Annotated in this window: 19 protein-coding genes and 1 other RNA gene; all 20 read left to right on the top strand. The window is 59.7% G+C overall.

Annotation, left to right across the window (positions count from 1 at the left end; translation table 11 throughout):
- The first annotated feature begins 118 nt into the window (after positions 1 to 118).
- The 20 genes from yqfC (at position 119) to rnpB (ending at position 19097) form a co-directional block, all read left to right on the top strand.
- Complete coding sequence (gene yqfC / locus PD282_RS17400) at positions 119 to 400, top strand: sporulation protein YqfC (protein ID WP_274651909.1); 282 nt, start codon at positions 119 to 121, stop codon at positions 398 to 400.
- Between the two features lie 30 nt (positions 401 to 430).
- Entirely contained in the window at positions 431 to 1624 is a 1194-nt protein-coding gene (gene yqfD, locus PD282_RS17395; protein WP_274651908.1) for a sporulation protein YqfD, read from the top strand.
- A gap of 6 nt (positions 1625 to 1630) precedes the next feature.
- Positions 1631 to 2605, top strand: a complete 975-nt coding sequence (locus PD282_RS17390; RefSeq protein WP_274651907.1) for a PhoH family protein — start codon at positions 1631 to 1633, stop codon at positions 2603 to 2605.
- 159 nt (positions 2606 to 2764) lie between these two features.
- Complete coding sequence (locus PD282_RS17385; RefSeq protein ID WP_274651906.1) at positions 2765 to 4975, top strand: HD family phosphohydrolase; 2211 nt, start codon at positions 2765 to 2767, stop codon at positions 4973 to 4975.
- Positions 4972 to 5469: an rRNA maturation RNase YbeY gene (gene ybeY / locus PD282_RS17380; RefSeq protein WP_274651905.1), complete on the top strand. Its 498-nt coding sequence runs from the start codon at positions 4972 to 4974 to the stop codon at positions 5467 to 5469. Before PD282_RS17385 ends, ybeY begins: the two co-directional genes overlap by 4 nt.
- Positions 5469 to 5837, top strand: coding sequence for a diacylglycerol kinase family protein (locus PD282_RS17375; RefSeq protein ID WP_274651904.1), 369 nt, complete (start codon positions 5469 to 5471; stop codon positions 5835 to 5837). Before ybeY ends, PD282_RS17375 begins: the two co-directional genes overlap by 1 nt.
- The gene (locus PD282_RS17370; RefSeq protein WP_274651903.1) at positions 5834 to 6322 is read left to right on the top strand and encodes a cytidine deaminase; all 489 of its coding nucleotides are present in this window, start codon (positions 5834 to 5836) and stop codon (positions 6320 to 6322) included. Before PD282_RS17375 ends, PD282_RS17370 begins: the two co-directional genes overlap by 4 nt.
- On the top strand, positions 6319 to 7233 hold the full coding sequence (gene era / locus PD282_RS17365) for a GTPase Era (RefSeq protein ID WP_274651902.1): 915 nt from the start codon (positions 6319 to 6321) through the stop codon (positions 7231 to 7233). The genes PD282_RS17370 and era overlap by 4 nt, the downstream gene beginning before the upstream one ends.
- An 89-nt stretch (positions 7234 to 7322) precedes the next feature.
- Complete coding sequence (locus PD282_RS17360; RefSeq protein WP_274651901.1) at positions 7323 to 7469, top strand: YqzL family protein; 147 nt, start codon at positions 7323 to 7325, stop codon at positions 7467 to 7469.
- A gap of 38 nt (positions 7470 to 7507) precedes the next feature.
- Complete coding sequence (gene recO, locus PD282_RS17355) at positions 7508 to 8254, top strand: DNA repair protein RecO (protein ID WP_274651900.1); 747 nt, start codon at positions 7508 to 7510, stop codon at positions 8252 to 8254.
- A gap of 488 nt (positions 8255 to 8742) precedes the next feature.
- The gene (gene glyQ / locus PD282_RS17350; protein ID WP_274651899.1) at positions 8743 to 9630 is read left to right on the top strand and encodes a glycine--tRNA ligase subunit alpha; all 888 of its coding nucleotides are present in this window, start codon (positions 8743 to 8745) and stop codon (positions 9628 to 9630) included.
- Positions 9623 to 11707 carry a glycine--tRNA ligase subunit beta gene (gene glyS, locus PD282_RS17345; RefSeq protein WP_274651898.1) on the top strand — a complete coding sequence of 695 codons (2085 nt, stop codon included), beginning with the start codon at positions 9623 to 9625 and terminating at the stop codon, positions 11705 to 11707. Before glyQ ends, glyS begins: the two co-directional genes overlap by 8 nt.
- Before the next feature lie 63 nt (positions 11708 to 11770).
- Entirely contained in the window at positions 11771 to 12589 is an 819-nt protein-coding gene (locus tag PD282_RS17340; RefSeq protein WP_274651897.1) for a pyruvate, water dikinase regulatory protein, read from the top strand.
- Positions 12590 to 12674: 85 nt separating this feature from the next.
- Positions 12675 to 13142, top strand: a complete 468-nt coding sequence (locus PD282_RS17335; RefSeq protein WP_274651896.1) for a YaiI/YqxD family protein — start codon at positions 12675 to 12677, stop codon at positions 13140 to 13142.
- A gap of 39 nt (positions 13143 to 13181) precedes the next feature.
- Entirely contained in the window at positions 13182 to 15035 is a 1854-nt protein-coding gene (gene dnaG, locus PD282_RS17330; protein WP_274651895.1) for a DNA primase, read from the top strand.
- An 18-nt stretch (positions 15036 to 15053) separates the two neighbouring features.
- Positions 15054 to 16178 carry an RNA polymerase sigma factor RpoD gene (rpoD, locus tag PD282_RS17325; protein ID WP_274651894.1) on the top strand — a complete coding sequence of 375 codons (1125 nt, stop codon included), beginning with the start codon at positions 15054 to 15056 and terminating at the stop codon, positions 16176 to 16178.
- Between the two features lie 226 nt (positions 16179 to 16404).
- Positions 16405 to 16593, top strand: coding sequence for a hypothetical protein (locus tag PD282_RS17320; protein WP_274651893.1), 189 nt, complete (start codon positions 16405 to 16407; stop codon positions 16591 to 16593).
- Between the two features lies 1 nt (position 16594).
- A complete protein-coding gene (locus tag PD282_RS17315; RefSeq protein ID WP_274651892.1) occupies positions 16595 to 17383 on the top strand; it encodes a tRNA (adenine(22)-N(1))-methyltransferase in 789 nt (262 codons plus the stop codon).
- Positions 17350 to 18471, top strand: a complete 1122-nt coding sequence (locus tag PD282_RS17310; protein ID WP_274651891.1) for a Nif3-like dinuclear metal center hexameric protein — start codon at positions 17350 to 17352, stop codon at positions 18469 to 18471. The genes PD282_RS17315 and PD282_RS17310 overlap by 34 nt, the downstream gene beginning before the upstream one ends.
- A gap of 213 nt (positions 18472 to 18684) precedes the next feature.
- Positions 18685 to 19097, top strand: an RNA gene (gene rnpB, locus PD282_RS17305) — RNase P RNA component class A.
- Positions 19098 to 19159: the final 62 nt, after the last annotated feature.

The following is a 19159-nucleotide window of genomic DNA, read 5'->3' as shown; positions in this document are numbered from 1 at the left end:
ACTCCCCGCGCCTGATTTCCCGTTTTTCGCTTTACCCGTTTCCCCGGGGCCGAACCTTCATATTTTTCTTTTAGGCCGCATAGGTTGGTACAGTACGGGAAGGGGGCCTTACGCCGACATGCGCCGCTTCAATCGCAAACTTCGCAAAATAGCCGCCGATCTGCTCGATTTACCGCAGGACGTCGTATTCGATCTGCCCCGAGTGACCATGATCGGCGACCGCCAGCTTTACATCGAGAACCATCGCGGCGTGCTTCATTTCTCGAGCGACAAGCTGCGCCTGGCGCTCAGTAAAGGCGAGCTGGAGGTAACGGGGGCTCAGCTGGTCATCCGGACCATCTGGACGGAAGAAGTATTCGTGGAAGGCGTCATCAAGCACATCGAGGTGCGCGATTTATAAACAGGCCGGAAAAAGGGGGCTGCTGTAAGGATGAATGCGTCGTGGATGCAGTGGACGAAGGGCATCGTAACAATCCGCGTCAGAGGCGATGCGGCGGAAACGCTCGTAAACCGGGCGCTGGCCGCCGGCGTGCAGCTGTGGTCGATCAGCCGGACAAGCGGGGGGGAGCTTGTTTGCGACGTGACGGTCGGCGATTATTTCCGGCTGCGGCCGCTCCTGAAGGAGACCGGCTGCCGCGCGCATGTCCTCGGCCGGAAGGGAATGCCGTTCTGGCTCGTGAAGCTGGAGAAACGGCTTTTTTTTGGCGCCGGGCTCGTCCTGTTCTTCATTGGAATGTATTTGCTGTCGTCGCTCGTTTGGACCGTCGACGTCAAAGGGAACGACAAGCTGTCCGAAGAGCAGATTTTGCAGGCGGCGAAGCAGGAGGGCATTTATCCGTTTCAATGGTCGTTCCGGCTGCAGGATACGGACGTGCTGTCGAAGAAGCTCGCCCGGATGCTGCCCGGCGCGGCATGGGTCGGCGTCGAGAAGCACGGAACGCGCATTACGATTCAGGTCGTCGAGACGACGAAGCCGGAAACGAAGCCGCTGCTCAGCCCGCGCGATCTCGTGGCGTCCACGGACGCGGTCGTGACGGACATGCTGGCGGAAACGGGACGTCCCGTCGTGAAACGGAACCAGAAGGTAAAGAAAGGCGACGTGCTCATTTCGGGTCTGCTGGGGGACGAAGCGCACCGGCAGGCGGTCGTGGCCAAAGGCACGGTCAAGGGTCTCGTCTGGCACGAATACAATATTGTTTCGCCGCTTATGCGGCAGGTGAACGTATATACAGGACAAAAATCGGTGCGCTGGTACGCGGTCGCCTGGGGCCGCGCGCTCAAGGTGAGCGGCTTCGGCAAGCCGCCGTTCGCGCAGTACGAGACGGAGAAGCAGCTGGAGCAGGCTTCGTGGCGGTCGTGGAAGCTTCCGCTGGGACGAATGAAGGAAACGCTGATGGAGGTGCGCACGGATACGGTACCGGTGAGCGAGAAGGACGCGAAAGCGGCCGGACTGGCGCAGGCGCGCGCCGATTTGATCGCCAAGGGAGGACCGGGGACGGTCATCCGGGGTGAAAACATTTTGCATGAAAACTCGGACAATGGTAAAGTTTATATGAAAGTGCTTTTTGAGGTCGAACAGTCGATTGCAGTCGAAAGACCGCTAGTTCAGATGCAGGGAGATTGAGAATTATTGGTCAATGAAACCAAGGTTGTGAAAATTCCGCTCGCCGGCGCGGCGGAAGGGCTGGCGCTGCTGGGGCCGCAGGACAAGTTCCTCCGGCTCGTTCGGGAGCAGACCGCAGCGGACGTTGCCTCGCGTGACGCCGAAATAACGATCTCCGGTCCGGAAGCCGAAGTGGACTCGATCGAGCAGCTGTTCACCGTGCTGCAGCAGCTGTTCCGCGGCGGCTATACGCCTTCGGAACGCGACGTGACTTATGCGCTTGAGCTGGCCAGGACGCTGCAGGCGGACCAGCTGCTCGATTTGTTCAAGGCGGAAATCACGACGACGTATAAAGGCAAACCGATCCGGGTGAAGACCATCGGCCAGCGCCATTACGTGCAAACGATCAAGAAAAAGGACATCGTGTTCGGCATCGGCCCAGCCGGTACGGGCAAAACGTATCTCGCGGTCGTACTGGCCGTCGCGGCGCTGAAGGAGAACGCCGTCAAGCGCATTATGCTCACGCGCCCCGCGGTCGAAGCGGGCGAGAACCTGGGTTTCCTGCCCGGCGATTTGCAGGAGAAGGTCGATCCGTATTTGCGCCCGCTCTACGACGCGCTTCACGAGGTGCTCGGGCCGGATCAGACCGCCAAGGCGTTCGAGCGGGGACTGATCGAGGTGGCGCCGCTCGCTTATATGCGGGGACGAACGCTGGACGATTCGTTCATTATTTTGGATGAAGCGCAGAATACGACACCGGAACAGATGAAAATGTTTTTGACCCGGCTCGGCTTCGGCTCGAAAATGGTCGTCACCGGAGACGTGACGCAGATCGACCTGCCGCGCGGCAAGCGGTCCGGCCTGATCGAGGCGCAGCGCATTTTGAACAATATCGAAGAAATCGGATTCATCGCCTTTTCGGAGCACGACGTTGTCCGCCATTCACTCGTGCAGAAAATTATAAACGCTTATAACTGGGACGCGGAAAACGAAACGATTTAATGTTAAGGAAGGCCCCGCTGCAGGACGCACCGCTTTTTTGCCGCCTGTGCCGGGGCTTAAAGCCTTGTGGCCCCGCCCGCGGACCTGCCGGGGGTTCCCGAACGGACGTTATTTACGCCGGGGATTCGGGGTGCTTTGCCTCTAGGGGAGGGAGAATGGATGCGATTCAGCGGATGGAAGCAGAACGCGGCCGTACGATGGGGGCTTTTGCTCCTGTTCGTTTTGCTTTTTTATTTGAGCATGGCGCCCCACCTGCTTCCGAAAACGTACGATATCGAGCTCGGCAAACGGAGCGTGCGCGATATTGAAGCGCCCAAGCAGCTGAAGGACGATAAAGCGACCATTCAGGCGCAGGAGCAGGCCGCCGACCGGGTACAGGACATTTATTCGATCGTGGCGCTGCACAGCGAAAATTTGCTCGACAAGCTGTTTACCCGGATGGAGCAGCTCAATCAGGACGACCAGGTGACGGACGCGAATAAAGTCGCGATCTATCGCAGCGAAATCCCGCAGATGTATAACGATTACGTCGACCAGTTCGCGCGGACGAACGCGGGCAACGGCAGCTACAATCAGACGCTGCTGGATGAAATGGCCAAGACGGTCAAGGAGCAGGCGTACCGCATTCCCGAGGAGACGTATTACAAGCTGCCGCAGCTGACGAGCGACCAGCTTACCGAGATGCGCCAGGTCGGCCTCGGCATCGTCCGCAAGCTGACGAGCGACCCGCTGAGCGATGCGGAGACGGCCCGCACCAAGGTAGCGGAGCTTGTCAACGCAAGCTCGCTTAGCGAGCGCAAGACGCGGGAGATTGTGCAGGAGCTGGCGCGTTATGCGATTATGCCGAACCGGTTCTACGACAAGCAGGCAACGAGCGACGCCCGCGTTCAGGCGAAGGAAAACACGCCCGAGGTGATCATTAAGCAGGGCGACATCATCGTGCAGAAGGGCGAAATGATTTCGCAGGACGTTTATGACCGGCTGTCCGGCTTCGGCCTGCTGCAGGATAAGCGGACCTATTGGCCGAATCTCGGCCTGCTGCTTATGTCGGTGCTGTTCATGCTTGTCATTTACAGTTATTTGGAGAAGTCAAGCGGATTATGGAAGGGCGGCAAAACCGGCTATAACAACTCGCAGCTCATGATGCTGCTGCTTGTATTCGTCCTGAACCTCGCGGCCATGCATATCGCCCGCCTGACGCAGACGGAGGCGGTGCCGTATGTCGGCTATCTGGCGCCGACGGCGATGGGCGCGATGCTGATCGCCCTCCTGCTGGACGCTCCGCTCGCGATCGTCAGCACGTTTCTGTTCGCGCTGGCGGGGAGCGTCATCTTCAATACGGAGCCGAACCGGATTTTCGACTTCAATTACGGCTTCGTCACGGCTGTCGTCTCGTTTGCCGCGATTTTCGCGATTCATCGCGCCAGCCACCGCTCGACCATTCTGAAGGCCGGCATTATGGTCAGCCTGTTCGGTTCGGCTTCCGTCGTTTCGCTGCTCCTGCTGCAGAGCGAGCTGCCGCAGCGAACCGACATGATCCTGCCCGTAGCGTTTACGTTTGCTAGCGGCTTGCTGACGGCGATTCTCGTCATCGGGCTGATGCCGTTCTTCGAAGTATCGTTCGGCATTTTGTCGGCGCTGAAGCTTGTGGAGCTGTCCAATCCGAACCATCCGCTGCTGCGCAAGCTGCTGACGGAAACGCCGGGGACGTACCACCACAGCGTCATGGTCGGCAACCTGTCGGAGGCCGCCGCCGAAGCGATCGGCGCGGACGGGCTGCTGTGCCGCGTCGGCTCTTTCTATCACGATATCGGCAAAACGAAGCGGCCGAGCTATTTTATCGAAAATCAGACGAATATCGAAAATCCGCACGACAAGATCGATCCGAAGCTGAGCAAATCGATCATTATCGCGCATGCGCGCGACGGGGTGGAGATGCAGAAGGCGCACAACATCCCGAAGCCGATCCGCGATATCGCCGAGCAGCATCACGGCACGACGTTTTTGAAATACTTTTACTATAAGGCGCTGAAGCAGGCGGAGGAAGCGGGCGTGGAGCCGGATTTTACCGAAGACGATTTCCGGTACCCGGGGCCGCGCGCCCAGTCTAAGGAGGCGGCGATCGTCGGCATTGCCGACTGCGTCGAGGCCGCCGTCCGCAGCCTGCGGAATCCGACGATGGAGCAGATCGAAACGATGATCGCCAAAATCATCAAGGGACGGCTCGAGGACGGCCAGCTTGACGAATGCGACCTGACGATGAAAGAGCTCGACAAGATCGCGCAGACGCTGAAGGAGACGGTAATCGGCATCTTTCACTCGCGCATCGAATATCCCGAAGATGCCAAGCAAAAGGAGCGACCGGCATGAGTTTGCGTTTGGACTGGACCAACGATCAAGACAAAATCGGGCTTCCCGAAGGCTGCATCGAACAGCTGGAGCAGCTGCTGCAGATCACCGGGGAGACGGAAGGAATCGAAGACGGCGAAGTGACGTTAACGTTCGTGGACGATAACGAAATCCATCAGGTGAACCGCGATTACCGCGGCATCGACAGGCCGACCGACGTGCTGTCGTTCGCGATGCAGGAGGAGACGGACGAGGAGCCGGAGATCATTTACGAGGTCGAAAGCGAGGAGGAGGCTGTTCCTTTCGACGGGATGCTCGGCGATATTATCATTTCGGCGGAAACGGCAAAGCGGCAGAGCGAGGAATACGGACATTCCCTCGAGCGGGAAATCGGATTTCTGTTCGTGCACGGGTTTCTTCATCTGCTCGGCTACGATCATCAGGACGAAGCGGGAGAGGCGGAAATGATCCGCAAGCAGGAAGCCGTGCTGGACCGGGCGGGACTGCGACGGTAATGCGCCGCTTCCTTCGCAGCGCGGGCGCGGCGCTGTCGGGCATCGCCTGCGCTTACAGAACGCAGCACCACATCCGGTTTCACTGCTTCAGCGCCGCCGTCGTGATCATCGCCGGCTTGGCGCTGCGGCTTTCGCGTTTCGAATGGGCATGGCTCGTCATCGCCATCGTGTCGGTCCTCGCGGCGGAGCTGATCAACACCGCGGTTGAGAACGTCGTCGATCTGGCGAGCCCGAATATCCATCCGCTCGCGAAGGCGGCGAAGGATACGGCGGCGGGCGCCGTGCTCGTTGCGGCGGCAGGAGCCGTCGTCATCGGGCTGCTCGTATTCGGACCGCATCTTTGGGCGCTTGTGGCGCAGAAAGGATGAAGACAGTCGTGACGGACCTGGACCGGGAGACTGCGGGCGATCCGCAGGCGGAGGAATGGAAGGCGCTGCTGGAAGCCGCAGCGAAAGCCAGGAAACGGGCGTACGCTCCGTATTCGCGCTTCCTGGTGGGGGCGGCGCTGCTGGACGGCGAAGGCCGCGTGCATCTCGGCTGCAACGTCGAGAACGCCGCTTACGGCCCGACCAATTGCGCCGAACGGACGGCGCTGTTCCGGGCGGTGGCCGACGGCTGCAGGCCGCGTTCGTTCCGGGCGATCGCCGTCATCGGCGATACGCCGGAGCCGATCACGCCGTGCGGCGTATGCCGGCAGGTGCTGGCCGAGCTGTGCACGCCGGACATGCCGGTCATCATGAGCAATTTGCAGGGCAGCCGGCTCGTTTCTACCGTATCGGAGCTGCTGCCCGGAGCTTTTTCATTCCATCAACAAGACGATAACGGCAGCCTGGAAGGAGAGCAATCGCATTGAACGCATCGGCAGCGGGCAAGGAACCCTACCGCTCGGGCTTTGTGGCGATCGTCGGAAGGCCGAATGTCGGCAAATCGACGCTCATTAACGAAATGATCGGGCAGAAAATCGCCATCATGTCGGACAAGCCGCAGACGACCCGAAACAAAATACACGGCGTTTATACGACCGACAACTTCCAGATCGTATTTTTGGATACGCCGGGCATCCATAAGCCGCAGTCGAAGCTGGGCGATTTCATGGTGAAGGAAGCGGTCGGCACGCTCGGCGAAGTGGACGCCGCGCTTTTTCTGATCGACGCCTCCGAAGGACTCGGCGGCGGCGACCGTTTCATCATCGAGCAGCTGAAGAAAGTGGAAACGCCCGTTTTTCTCGTGATCAACAAAATCGATAAGGTGCATCCCGAGGAGCTGCTGCCGCTTATTGCGCAGTACAGGGAGCTGCACGAGTTCACCGAGGTGGTGCCGGTCTCGGCGCTGCAGGGCAGCAACGTCGGCACGCTGCTGGACGTGCTGTCCGGCTACCTGCCGGAAGGACCCCAGTATTACCCGGCGGATCAGATCACCGACCACCCGGAGCAGTTCGTCTGCGCCGAGCTGATCCGCGAAAAAATATTGCAGCTCACACGCGAGGAAATACCGCATTCGATCGCCGTTACGATCGAGGATATGCGCGTGCAGGAGAACGGCGTCGTCTACATCGGGGCGGTCATTTTCGTCGAACGGGACTCGCAGAAGGGCATCGTGATCGGCAAGCAGGGCGCGCTGCTGAAGGAAGTCGGCAAGCTGGCGCGGCGCGATATCGAGCTTCTGCTCGGCTCGCGCACATTCCTTGAGCTGTGGGTCAAGGTGAAGAAGGACTGGCGCAACCAGGAGCGCATTCTCAAGGATTTGGGCTTCCGCAGCGAATAGAGCAGCCGTTTATTGTCTGGCATAGGACCGGCCCGATCATCGCATCCTATCCATAAGGAACATTTCCGATCTGGAGGGGATAAATACGAATGCGGGACTTTTCGTGGAAGTATTTTACGATGACCGGGGATGTGGACGCTTTTATGCTCTATAAGGAAATGGATCAGCTCGCGGATGCGGCCGAAGGTTCGGAGGAAGAGCCGGAGAACGACGAAGCCGAAGGCGCCGGGCTTTAACCCGCCGGACGCGTGCGCAGGACAGGGGAGAGTTGAAGGTGCAGTACCGGGCCGAAGGCATCGTGATCCGGAGCATGGATTACGGGGAAGGCAACAAAATCGTCACGATCGTAACCGATTCGTTCGGCAAAACGGGCCTGATGGTCCGCGGCGCGAAAAAAGCGAGAAGCCGCCACGGATCTCTGGCGCAGCCGTTTACGCTCGGCGAATTTCACTATTTTCGGAATACGGGACTCGGCACGCTGTCGCATGGTGAGATTATCGAATCTCACCATGTTTTGCGTGAACAGCTCGAGCTCGCCGCTTATGCGGCTTACGCCGCCGAGCTGACCGACAAGGCGCTTCAGGACGAAGAAGCCGGCCGGTACATATTCGAACAGCTGAAGGCGTGCTTCGCCTCGCTGGAGGAAGGCAAGGATCCGGTGATCGTGACCGGCATTTACGAGATGAAAATATTGCAGGCGGCCGGATACGGGCCGGCGCTCGGCGAATGCGCGTCCTGCGGCAACGCCGCGGGCCCGATGGCGTTAAGCCCCCGAACCGGCGGCCTGCTGTGCGGCAGATGCCGCAGCCGCGACCCGTACGCGCTGGTGCTTGGCGATGGAGCGCTGAAGCTGCTTCGTCTATTTGCCGGCATGGACCTCGGAAGACTCGGCAATGTCCAGGTGAAGGATGAAACCAGGCTGCAGCTGAAGCAGGCGATGAGGCTCCTAATGGATGCTCATTTGGGGATTCCGCTGAAATCGCGTTCTTTTCTCGACCAGATGGACAAGTTTTCGATCTGAATGGATTTGGCGGACTTGCGTTGACAGCGTCCTCGAAAAAAGCTATGATCTAGTATTATGAATATCGGACGATGATAAAGAAAGTAACCGGTTGCGATTCGCGTGCGCAGCGACCCGGGGGCGGTGAGAGCCCGGGCGGACGAACCGGCGAAAGGCGCTTTGGAGTTCGGACAAGCATGAAGCAAGGTGGGTTTCCGCCGGATGCGCGCTTATGCGCCGCACGGATATCGGGGACCAAGTAGGGTGGAACCGCGGGAGATCAGCTCTCGTCCCTACGTCTGCCATCAGACGTAGGGACGGGGGCTTTTTTATCTGCCGGGAGACCGGCTTTAGGCTTGTATTCCCGGCGGATCTAAAGGAAGCGGATTGCTTCGTCGTCTTAAAACGGCTTAAGTTGCCGTTCTTTCCGGGGAATCGAAAGCATCGCCCGCCGCCTGCCTGATGAACAGATGCGTCCATTTGAATAGGAAAAGGAGAGTCGCTAACCGATGAATTTTCAAAGTATGATTTTGACGCTGCAGCAGTTTTGGGCGGAACAAAACTGTATCCTCGTGCAGCCATACGACGTCGAGAAAGGCGCGGGCACGATGAACCCGATGACGTTTCTGCGCTCGATCGGACCCGAGCCGTGGAACGTCGCTTACGTGGAGCCTTCACGCCGCCCGGCGGACGGCCGCTACGGGGAAAATCCGAACCGGTTGTACCAGCATCACCAGTTTCAGGTCATTTTGAAGCCGTCGCCCGGCAACATCCAGGAGCTGTACCTCGAAAGCCTGAAGCGTCTCGGGGTCGACCCGCTTCATCACGACATCCGGTTCGTCGAGGACAACTGGGAATCGCCGACGCTCGGCGCCTGGGGGCTCGGGTGGGAAGTATGGCTGGACGGCATGGAAATTACGCAGTTCACGTATTTTCAGCAGGTCGGCGGCATCGACGCGAATCCGGTCGCGGTGGAAATCACATACGGCATGGAGCGTCTCGCCTCTTATATCCAGGAGAAGGAGAATGTCTTTGACCTGGAATGGGTGGACGGCGTTACCTATGGCGACGTGTTCCTGCAGCCGGAATACGAGCATTCGAAGTATACGTTCGAGGTGTCCGACGCTTCGATGCTGTTCACGCTGTTTAATATGTACGAAGGAGAGGCTCGCAAGGCGATGGAGCAGAAGCTCGTTTTTCCCGCTTACGATTATGTGCTGAAATGCTCGCATACGTTCAACCTGCTCGACGCGCGGGGCGCCATCAGCGTGACGGAGCGGACCGGCTACATCATGCGGGTGCGCAATCTGGCGCGCGCCTGTGCGGCGACCTACCTGGAGGAGCGCGAACGTCTCGGCTTCCCGCTGCTGAAGAAAGGGGTGAGCGTCAATGGCTAAGGACCTGCTGCTTGAAATCGGACTCGAGGAAGTGCCCGCCCGCTTCGTGCGCGGCGCGATGAACCAGCTGAAGGAAAAAACGGTCAAATGGCTTGACGCCTCCCGGATCGGTCATGGGGAAGCCGAAGCGTTTGCCACGCCGCGCAGAATCGCCGTTCTGGTGAGGGGCGTCGAAGAGAAGCAGGACGACGTAAACGAAGAGGTAAAAGGGCCGTCCCGCAAAATCGCGCTCGACGAGCAGGGGAACTGGTCGAAGGCGGCGCTCGGCTTCGCGCGCAGCCAAGGCGTCGATCCCGCATCGTTCTTTTTTAAAGAGCTCGGCGGCGTCGAATACGTCTATGCGAATAAAAGCAGTGTCGGCGCCGCAACCGCCGAGGTGCTGCCGGAAGGGCTTGCGTCCCTGATCGGTTCGATGTCGTTTCCGAAAAACATGCGCTGGGGCAGCACGGAAATGCGCTTTGTCCGCCCGATCCGCTGGCTCGTGACGCTGTATGGCGGCGAAATCGTGCCGCTGGAAATCGCAGGCGTCGCAAGCGGCCGCACGACGCGCGGGCACCGTTTTCTCGGCGGCGAGACGGAAATCGCGGAGCCGTCTCAATATGCGGAGCGGCTGCGCGGGCAGCGGGTCGTCGCCGACGTCGCCGAACGCGAGCGGCTGATTACGCAGCAGATCGAAGCGCTGGCCGCCGAGAAAGGCTGGGAAATCGCCGTCAAGGAGGATCTGCTCGAGGAAGTGCTGTTCCTCGTCGAGTATCCGAGCGTGCTGTTCGGATCGTTCGATCCGTCGTTCCTGCACATCCCGCAGGAGGTGCTGATCACCTCGATGAGAGAGCATCAGCGCTATTTCCCGGTGCTCGATGCCAACGGCAGGTTGCTGCCGTATTTCGTGACGGTGCGCAACGGCGACCGGACCTCCATCGAGCAGGTGGCGAAGGGCAATGAGAAGGTGCTGCGCGCCCGGCTGTCCGACGCGAAATTTTTCTACGCCGAGGATCAGAAGCTGGCGATCCCCGATGCGCTGGCCAAGCTGGAGACGATCGTCTACCATGAGGAGCTCGGTACGGTGGCCGACAAAGTGCGCCGCATTCAGGTGACCGCAAGTAAGCTGTCAGCGGCTCTGGAGCTTGACGCCCAGACGACGGACGATGCCGCGCGAACGGCGGCTGTCTGCAAGTTCGACCTCGTCACGCAGATGGTCTATGAATTCCCGGAGCTGCAGGGCATCATGGGCGAGGATTACGCGCGCAAAGCGGGCGAGCGGGAGGCGGTCGCGCGAGCGATCAACGAGCATTACCAGCCGCGTTTCGCCGGCGACCGCGCTCCGTCATCGCTGGCCGGCGCCGTCGTCAGCATCGCCGACAAAATCGACACAATCGTCGGCTGCTTCCAGATCGGCATCGTGCCGACCGGCTCGCAGGACCCTTATGCGCTGCGCCGGCAGGCGGCAGGCATCGTGCAGATCATTTTGGCGCATGAACTGAAGCTGCCGCTCGGCATGCTGTTCGACCTGTCGCTGGACGTGCATGCCGGCAAACCGATGAAACGGGACCGGGCCGACATACGTAATGATTTGTACGAATTCTTTGGACTCCGCGTCAAAAACGTGCTTACCGAGCAGGGTATTCGTTATGACGTGATCGATGCCGTGATGGCTTCCGGCTACGACGATTTGCGGCAGACGGTAGACCGCGCGTCGGCGCTGACGGCGGCGGCCGCCGGCGAGCGCCAGGCCGAATTCAAATCGGCCGTCGACGCCTTGAACCGCGTCTGCAACCTGGCGGCGAAGGCCGAATCCGGCACCGTCGATCCGGCTTTGTTCGCCGACCCGGCGGAGGGCGCGCTGTATCAGGCGTGGCTGGAGACGGGACCCGCCGCATCCGCGGCGCTGGAAGCGGGCGATGCGGCAGGAGCGATTGCGAAGCTTGCCTCGCTGAAGGACGTCATCAATGCGTACTTCGACAGCGTCATGGTGATGGCCGACGACAAGCAGGTGCGGGATAACCGGCTGGCGACGCTTGCTGCAATCGCCGACGGGGTCGCCCGCGTAGCGGATTTGTCCAAGCTCGTTTGGCAGTAAGTGCGGCAGCCTGCCGCCAAGGCATGCGGGCTGCGCCCCCAATTAAACTGGAGGTCGATGCGAATGACGGAAGAGACGCAGTCTGAAGTCATTATCTATGTCTTATCGGATTCCGCCGGCGATACCGGAGAGCTGGTCGTCCGTGCGGCGGCCGCCCAGTTTCATCCGCTGCTGGCCGATATCCGCCGTGCGCCGTTCATCCACGATACGGCGACGCTTGAGCGGTTCACCCTTCAGGCGAAGGCATGCGGCGGCATTATTTTGTATACGCTGGTCATTCCGGAGCTGCGGGAGGCGCTGAACCGGCTCACGCAGGAGCTGGACGTCATGGCGATCGATCTGCTCGGACCGCTCATCGGCAGCCTGGAGTCGAAGACGGGGCGCAGCTCCCGGCACGAGCCGGGTCTTAATCACGTGCTGGACGCGGATTATTTCCGCAAGGTCGAAGCGGTGGAGTTCGCCGTCAAATATGACGATATGCGGGATACGGCAGGCATCCGGAAAGCCGACATCGTGCTGGTCGGCGTATCCCGGACGTCTAAGACGCCGCTCTCGATGTATCTCGCCCACAAAAAATTCAAGGTGGCGAACGTGCCGCTCATGCCGGAGCTGGAGCCTCCGGCGGAGCTGTTCGACATTCCGAAGGAGCGGGTCATCGGGCTGACGATCGGGGTGCATTATTTGAACGTCATCCGGAAAGAGCGGCTGAAGGCGCTCGGCCTGCCCGACAGCGCGGCTTATGCAACGACGGCGCGCATCGAACGCGAGCTCGCCTATGCGAGGGAAGTGATGGAACGGCTCGGCTGCGTCGTCATCGACGTCTCGCACCGGGCGGTCGAAGAGACGGCGAGCCTGATCATGGAGAATATCAGGGCCACTTGACAATCGGTAACGGCAGGATTTTTTCCTGAATTGCCGTATATAATAGTACGGTTACTTCAGGCAGTGAATCGGGTGAACGGAGATAATGAACGGAAAACCGTTAGTTGTCGTGGACGCAGATGCGTGTCCGGTAAAGCGCGAAATTGTCGAAGCCGCTCGCAAGCTGTCCGTTCCCGTCCTGATGGTCGCCTCCTACGACCATCGGCTTGAGCCGGAAGAAGGCGTACGAATCGTCCAAGTCGACCGAAGCGACCAATCGGTCGACTTGTATATTTCGAATCATGTCGCAAAAGGCGATATCGTCGTCACGCAGGATTTCGGGCTGGCGACGATCGTGCTGGCGAAAGGAGCCGTCGCGCTGTCGCCGAGAGGGCAGCAGTACGACGACGGGAACATCGATTTTCTGATGGCGCGGCGGCATGAGCTGGCCAAACTGCGGCGCGGCGGCGGCCGTTCGAAAGGCCCGAGGGCAATGACCGATGAAGACCGCGCGCGTTTTCAGCAAAAGCTGACAAAAGTTTTGCTCAGCCGGCAGGAGAATGAAGGACGGTAGCGAATACCTATTACGTGTTTGAGGATGAGGTGGAGGTGTATGGCTTACGGATATATACCGGATTCCGTCATAGACACGGTGCTTCGGCATCACGATATCGTGGAGACGGTCGGAAAGTACGTTCACCTCACGAAGGCCGGGAAATACATGAAGGGGCTCTGCCCCTTTCACTCCGAGAAGACGCCGTCCTTTACAGTGACGCCGGAGAAACAGATCTTCTACTGCTACGGGTGCGGCAAGGGCGGCAACGCCATCAAGTTCGTCGAAGAAATTGAAGGCTACTCGTTCCCGGAAGCGGTCCGCCATATGGCCGAGGAGGCCGGCATCGCGATCGAGTGGACGGGACCTGCCGGCCGGTCAAGCGGGCCGGAGAACGCGGTGCGCGACAAGCTGATCGATGCACATGAGCTGTCGGCAAAGCTGTATCATTACTTGTTGAAAAATACGACGCACGGCCAGCCGGCCATGAACTATTTGCGGTCGCGCGGCGTGACGGACAAGCAGATCGACCATTTCATGATCGGCTATGCTCCTGCGGAGTGGGACACACTGGCCCGTTTTTTGAAGGAACGGGGCTTCGATCCGGCGCTGATGGAGAAGGGTGGGCTGCTGATCGCAAGACAGGACGGAAGCGGTCATCTCGACCGGTTCCGCGACCGCATCATGTTTCCGATCCTGAGCCGGGACGGCAAAACGATCGCGTTTGCCGGGAGGCTTCTCGGGGACGGGCAGCCGAAATATTTGAACTCGCCGGAGACGATGCTCTTCGGCAAAAGCCGGACCCTCTACAATTTTCACCATGCGCGCGCGGCAATGCGGAAAAGCCGCAGAGTCGTGTTGTTCGAAGGTTATATGGACGTCATCAAAGCGTGGAGCGCAGGCGTGGACAGCGGCGTCGCTTCGATGGGAACGTCGCTGACCGAGGAGCACTGCGAGCTGCTGAAGCGCAACGCGGAGGAAGCGGTCCTCTGCTACGACGGCGACGATGCCGGACAAGCCGCGGCGCTGAAGGCGATTCCGCTGCTCGAGAAGGCCGGGCTGAAGGTGCAGGTCGCCATGCTTCCAAAAGGGATGGACCCGGATGAATTCATCGAACGGAACGGTCCGCTCGCCTTTATGCGGGAAACGATCGAGCATCCGGTATCGGTCACGAAATTTAAACTACTATATACCCGGAAACACCATATACTCCTAGAAGAAGAAGGACAAAAGAACTACCTCCTCGAAGCGGTCGGCATCATCGCCGAGCTGGACTCGCCGATCGAACGCGAGCTTTATTTGAAGGAGCTGTCCCGGGAGTTCGCCTTCTCCCTCGAGGCGCTGAAGCAGGACTGTTTCGAGCACCGGCAGCAGTTGCAAAAAAAGAAAGCGCAAAGGGATAATAACGATAATTCGTGGAATAATGGTAGGAATGAAAACCGTCGTACGCCGTCCTCCGCGCCAGCCGTTCTGCCGGCTTACCAGGTCGCCGAACGGAAGCTGCTGGCCCGCATGATGCAGGACGCCGAGACGGCCGCGGCGGTGCACGAGAAGCTGGGCGAAGCTTTTAACGTGGAGGATCACGCAGCGATTGCTGCTTATTTATACGCTTATTATGCGCAGGGCAACGATCCGGATATCAGCCGGTTTATCGCATCGCTTCAGGACGATCGTCTGGAACGGACCGCCGCTTCGATCTCCATGATGGACGATGAGTTTCCTCTCGACGGGCAGATGCTTGACGATTTTATCTGGGAAATTCTTAAAGTGCCGCAGTTTCGTGAAATCGATCGAAAAAAAGAAGGCATGGTGCGCGCGGAACGCTCCGGCGACATGCTGGCGGCGGCAAAAATAGCAAGTGAGATTATCGCCCTAGAGAGACGGCTTAAAGGTCGGAGCAGTGATAGGTTCTAGGGAGGAGGGAGTCGGAAAATGGCGAATGAACAACATACGGAACTGGACAGCGAGCAGAAGCTCGAGCTTGTCAAGGAGCAGCTGATCGAGCACGGGAAGAAGCGCTCTTCCCTGACCTATAAAGAGATTATGGAGAAGCTTTCTCCGTTCGATCAGGATCCGGAGCAAATCGACGAGTTTTTCGAGCAGCTCGACGATATCGGTATTGAAGTGGTGAACGAGAACGACGACGATCTCCCGATCAGAGGAGACGATCAGGACCGCGACCAAGACGACTTCAATTTCGATGACGACCTGGCGCTCCCGCCCGGCATCAAAATCAACGACCCCGTTCGGATGTACCTGAAGGAAATCGGCCGCGTGCCGCTTTTGTCCGCAGACGACGAAGTGGAGCTGGCCAAGCGGATCGAGCACGGCGACGAAGAGGCGAAGCGCCGTCTGGCGGAAGCGAATCTGCGGCTTGTCGTCAGCATCGCAAAGCGTTACGTCGGCCGCGGCATGCTGTTTCTCGATCTGATTCAAGAAGGTAATATGGGCTTGATTAAAGCGGTCGAGAAATTCGATCATACGAAGGGCTACAAGTTCAGCACGTACGCGACGTGGTGGATTCGTCAAGCTATCACCCGCGCGATTGCGGACCAGGCGCGCACGATCCGGATCCCGGTGCATATGGTGGAGACGATCAACAAACTGGTGCGGGTTTCCCGCCAGCTGCTGCAGGAGCTGGGGCGCGAGCCGAGCCCCGAGGAAATTGCGGCCGAGATGGATCTCAGCACCGAGAAAGTGCGGGAAATTATGAAAATCGCGCAGGAGCCGGTTTCGCTCGAAACGCCGATCGGCGAGGAAGACGATTCGCATCTGGGGGATTTCATCGAGGATCAGGAAGCGCTCGCCCCGGCGGACGCGGCCGCCTACGAGCTGCTGAAGGAGCAGCTGGAGGATGTGCTCGATACGCTGACCGAACGTGAAGAGAATGTGCTTCGCCTCCGTTTCGGCCTCGACGACGGCCGTACGCGGACGCTCGAGGAAGTCGGCAAGGTGTTCGGCGTAACGCGCGAACGGATCCGGCAAATCGAAGCGAAGGCGCTCCGGAAGCTGCGCCACCCGAGCCGCAGCAAACGGCTCAAGGATTTCCTGGAATAACCGCCAAAGACCTTTCTGCCGAGCAGCGAGGTCTTTTTTCAAGTGGGGGATTCCGCCTTCGGAGGCGGATCCCCCGGAAAAGGGGAACGAAGCCGGCGCAGCGCCATGGAAACGCTGGCTTCTTATTATTGGAAATATTGCCTTGTTCTGTTTTGTTGGTTATTATTTTACCTTTTTTTATCCGTCATTGCAAATTGGGATCGCTGCGTCCGCCGCGGCGGTATTCGTGATTTCCGGTCAGAGGTATAGGCAGAAGCACGAGGCGGCGGGACTTGCGATGACCGGCACCGGTATGCTGCTTAGGCTGGGCGCTGGGCTGTTCCTGCTGCAGCTGTATGAGCTGGCGGCTTGGGGCCGGACGGCGGGGCTGCTGCTTTTCTTCATGCGAAAAAAATGGATTGCGTGGGTTGCTTAACATGATACAGTTATCGAAACGGCTGCAAACGATCGCGGACCGGGTGACGCAGGGGTACCGGCTGGCCGATATCGGCTCCGACCATGCGCTGCTTCCGGTCTATCTTGTGCAAAGCGGCAAATGTCCGTCGGCCGTCGCCGGCGAGCTGAACGACGGCCCTTTTCAGGCGGCACGCCGGCAAACGGCGGAGGCGGGGCTTGCCGCCCGCATTTCCGTCCGCCAAGGAGACGGGCTTGCCGTGCTGTCGCCCGGCGAGGCCGATACTGTCGTCATTGCCGGCATGGGCGGCAGTCTGATGGCGACGATATTGGAAACCGGTTTTCTTGCCGGCAGGCTGAAGGGGGCGAAGGAGCTGGTGCTCCAGCCTAACGTCGGCGAGGATCTCGTTCGAAAATGGCTCGTGCTTCGCGGGTTTGCGCTGCTGGACGAAACGATTCTGGAGGAGGACGGACGGTTTTACGAGGTGCTGCATGCGGCTCCGCTGCCGGATGCCGCCGAACGAAACGGCCATCTGTACGATCCGGCGTTTCTGGACGTGCAAATGCCGCATGCCGCCGCCGCAGGCTGGCTGTACCGCATGGGTCCCTGCCTGCTGCGAAGCGCGGAGCAGCACGAGACGCTGACAGACAAGTGGCGGCAGGAGCTGCTGAAGCTGGAGCGGATCTGCAGCGGGCTGGCGCAGTCGGATACGGAAGAAGCCCGCAGCAGGCTGGCGTCCTTCCGCGCCGAAATCAACCAAATCGGGGAGGTGCTCGCATGTTTGCCCATGGTCAAACGGTCGTCCAGATGATGGAGCAGCTGGCGCCGAAGCATATTGCGGTCGAGAACGACAAAATCGGGCTTCAGCTGGGCTCGCTGCAGAAGGAAATCCGCACCGTTCTGGTCGCGCTTGACGTGACGGACGAGGTGGCGGACGAAGCGATCGCGCTCGGAGCCGATCTTATCGTCGCCCACCACGCGATCATCTTCCGGCCGCTGGCCAAAATCGATACGTCCACCTATGCCGGCAAATTATACGAAAAATTGATCAAGCACGATATCGCCGTCTACATTTCGCATACGAATCTGGATGTCGCGGACGGCGGCATCAACGACTGGATGGCCGACCTGCTCGGCATTGCCCCCGAAGGACGGGCGAGTCTGGAGGACGTGCATACCGACCAGCTGTACAAGCTGGCGGTGTTCGTCCCCAAATCGCATCACGAGCAGGTGCTCGAAGCGATCTGGAAAGCGGGGGCGGGCGGTATCGGCGGCTACAGCTGCTGCAGCTTCAATACCGAAGGAATCGGGACGTTCCGCCCCGGCGAAGGCGCGAATCCGTTTATCGGGGAAGCCGGAAAGCTGGAGCGGGTGGAGGAGGTGCGCATCGAGACGGTCGTGCCGCAGAGCGCGCACCGCAAAGTCGTTCAGGCGATGCTGAAGGCTCATCCGTACGAGGAGGTTGCGTACGATCTGATCCCGATGGACCTGAAGGGGCGCGCCTTCGGTCTCGGCCGGACCGGCCGGCTGACGCAGCCGGCGAAGCTGGGCGAGCTGGCGGAGCGGGTGAAGCGGGCGTTCGACGTGCCGTTCGTCCGGCTTGTCGGCGATCCGGAGCGCGACATTCGCAAAGCCGCCGTGCTGGGCGGCTCGGGCGCCAAATATGTGCGCCATGCGCTTTATGCCGGAGCCGACGTGCTTGTCACCGGCGACATCGACTACCATACGGCGCATGATGCGCTTGCTGCCGGGCTGGCGATTATCGACCCCGGTCACAATGTGGAGAAAATCATGAAGCCGCGTGTGGCGGAGTGGCTGAGCCGGGAGCTTGCACAGCGAAAATACGCCACGAAGGCGGTGCCGTCGAGCCTCGATACCGAAGTGTTCCGTTTCGTCTGATCGGCAATGCCGGCTCGCGTACCTCATGCCCCGATTTGCCGCGGGATGAGACTTGAACGTTTTCTCATTTCGGTTTAGGATGGCGGCGGACTTGCCGTCCCGCCGGCCGTTCGGAGGACAGGCAATGCCGGGCAGCGGAAGCAGCGATTCACAAGGAAACGTTTCGCACTTGAGCTTTCGTTTCGTTCCTAGTATACTAGCTTATGCACACGGAAAGTTTGACAGACAATCGCTGGCGGCCTCAGGGCCGCGAGAGGAAAGTCCGGGCTCCACAGGGCAAAGATGCTGGATAATGTCCAGTCGGCGCGAGCCGAAGGATAGTGCCACAGAAACGGACCGCCGATGGCCGGCTCACGCCGGCACAGGCAAGGGTGGAACCGTGGTGTAAGAGACCACGAGCGCCGTTGGCGACAACGGGGCTGGTAAACCCCATCTGGAGCAAGACCGAGAGAACGTAGCGGAGGCAGACGCCTTCCGCGCCCGATGCCCGGGGATCGTTCGGGTTGGTCGCTTGAGCCGTCCAGTAATGGCCGGCCTAGATAGATGATTGTCGCTTCGCAAGTGGGAGGGTCGTTCCCGTTCGCACCACAGGAAGTACAGAACCCGGCTTACGGCAAACTTTCCGCACGATATTGCATTTCAGCCAATCGTCCCGGCAAACGGGGCGGTTTTTATTTTTCAAGGGAAA

This window comes from Paenibacillus humicola (assembly GCF_028826105.1).
Taxonomy (GTDB): domain Bacteria; phylum Bacillota; class Bacilli; order Paenibacillales; family Paenibacillaceae; genus Paenibacillus_Z; species Paenibacillus_Z humicola.
This window is presented reverse-complemented; position numbering and strand designations above follow the sequence as displayed.

Bases quoted from the DNA above. Each gene is read 5' to 3' on its own strand.
- yqfC (WP_274651909.1), top strand. From the start codon at position 119: ATGCGCCGCTTCAATCGCAAACTTCGCAAAATAGCCGCCGATCTGCTC.
- yqfD (WP_274651908.1), top strand. From the start codon at position 431: ATGAATGCGTCGTGGATGCAGTGGACGAAGGGCATCGTAACAATCCGC.
- PD282_RS17385 (WP_274651906.1), top strand. From the start codon at position 2,765: ATGCGATTCAGCGGATGGAAGCAGAACGCGGCCGTACGATGGGGGCTT.
- ybeY (WP_274651905.1), top strand. From the start codon at position 4,972: ATGAGTTTGCGTTTGGACTGGACCAACGATCAAGACAAAATCGGGCTT.
- PD282_RS17375 (WP_274651904.1), top strand. From the start codon at position 5,469: ATGCGCCGCTTCCTTCGCAGCGCGGGCGCGGCGCTGTCGGGCATCGCC.
- PD282_RS17370 (WP_274651903.1), top strand. From the start codon at position 5,834: ATGAAGACAGTCGTGACGGACCTGGACCGGGAGACTGCGGGCGATCCG.
- PD282_RS17360 (WP_274651901.1), top strand. From the start codon at position 7,323: ATGCGGGACTTTTCGTGGAAGTATTTTACGATGACCGGGGATGTGGAC.
- glyQ (WP_274651899.1), top strand. From the start codon at position 8,743: ATGAATTTTCAAAGTATGATTTTGACGCTGCAGCAGTTTTGGGCGGAA.
- glyS (WP_274651898.1), top strand. From the start codon at position 9,623: ATGGCTAAGGACCTGCTGCTTGAAATCGGACTCGAGGAAGTGCCCGCC.
- PD282_RS17340 (WP_274651897.1), top strand. From the start codon at position 11,771: ATGACGGAAGAGACGCAGTCTGAAGTCATTATCTATGTCTTATCGGAT.
- PD282_RS17335 (WP_274651896.1), top strand. From the start codon at position 12,675: ATGAACGGAAAACCGTTAGTTGTCGTGGACGCAGATGCGTGTCCGGTA.
- dnaG (WP_274651895.1), top strand. From the start codon at position 13,182: ATGGCTTACGGATATATACCGGATTCCGTCATAGACACGGTGCTTCGG.
- rpoD (WP_274651894.1), top strand. From the start codon at position 15,054: ATGGCGAATGAACAACATACGGAACTGGACAGCGAGCAGAAGCTCGAG.
- PD282_RS17315 (WP_274651892.1), top strand. From the start codon at position 16,595: ATGATACAGTTATCGAAACGGCTGCAAACGATCGCGGACCGGGTGACG.
- PD282_RS17310 (WP_274651891.1), top strand. From the start codon at position 17,350: ATGTTTGCCCATGGTCAAACGGTCGTCCAGATGATGGAGCAGCTGGCG.